General features: G+C 64.5%; 1 protein-coding gene and 1 pseudogene. Both read left to right on the top strand.

Translation table 11 applies throughout. The features are described from left to right. Positions 1–991 (top strand): ROK family protein (locus C9413_RS32345; RefSeq protein ID WP_170251607.1); only part of this gene is annotated, 991 nt, incomplete at its 5' end. Further along, positions 988–1,119, top strand: a pseudogene (locus C9413_RS34085) (sugar kinase); the annotation flags it as partial. The gene C9413_RS32345 and the pseudogene C9413_RS34085, both read left to right, overlap by 4 nt.

The raw sequence follows: 1,119 nt of genomic DNA, 5'->3' as shown, positions 1-1,119 counted from the left end.
GGCCCAGACGACCCACGCGGGGCGGCCGGGCATCATGCTCGAACTTATGCCCGAAGCCGCCTTTTTTCTCGGCATCGAGATCGGCGTCGAACATATCACGGTCGTTGAGGTCGATCTCGCCTGCCGCATCGTCAACAACCGAATGGAGCCATTCGAGGGCCCATCCGTCGATGTCGAGACTGCGGTCTCGCGCGCGATCGCGATCGCCTTCGACACATTGCCGGCTGAACACCGCAGCCGCTGCGAGGGCCTCGGCGTCGCCGTGCCGGCGCAAATGGCCCGAAATGGGCTGATCAACACCGCTCCCCTGCTCGGCTGGCAGAACATACAGCTTGCCGATCTCGTGCGTGCGGCCGTGCCGGCACAAATGCCGGTCATGGTGGAGAATGACGCAAATGCCTTCGCGATCGGCGCGAGCTACGGCGCTCGGGAGGTCCATTCGGGTGTCACGCTCTATCTCGTCATGGAAAGCGGCGTGGGCGGCGGCATCGTCGTCGACGGGACCGTGCTTCGCGGCGCGCGGGGACTTGCCGGCGAAATCGGGCATCTGCGCGTCGATGGTGCCGATGCGCCCGGCCGCAGCCTTGAAAGCGTCCTCGGTCTGGAGTGCATCCTGAGCATCTATCGTTGCGTCTCGATGCAGCCGGAACCAAACTTCGCGACTTTTCTGGTCGATGTGCGCGACCGCGTTCCCGGCGCCGTCGCCATAGCAGAGGACTGGGCGCGTGTGCTGGCTTACGGCCTGATTCAGGCCTGCAGGATCATCGATGCCGACAGGGTCGTCCTTGGGGGTTCGGTCGCCGCGCTCTATCCGCTGATGGCGGCGCGCGTCCTGCATCACATTCGCTCCATGCAGGAGGAGAGCTTTCCGCTGCCCTTGATCGAAACAAATGACGATGAGACGGTGGGGCCGGCCTTCGGCGCTGCCTGCATGCTTCACCAGCGCTATCTCCTGACCGACAGCGCGCGCTCTGCCGAGGATGCTGCATGACCCGACCCGGCTTAGCCCCTGATGCCCTCGGACCGACGATAACGATCGGCGAGATCCTCGTCGAGATCATGGCAACGGATCGCGGCACAGGCTTTCTCGAGCCGATCACTCTCATCGGCCCCTACCCC

This window comes from Rhizobium sp. SEMIA 4085 (assembly GCF_013004495.1).
In the GTDB taxonomy this organism is placed as follows: domain Bacteria; phylum Pseudomonadota; class Alphaproteobacteria; order Rhizobiales; family Rhizobiaceae; genus Rhizobium; species Rhizobium gallicum.
The sequence above is the reverse complement of the archived record's forward strand: the minus strand, read 5'-3'. Positions and strand labels throughout refer to the sequence as shown.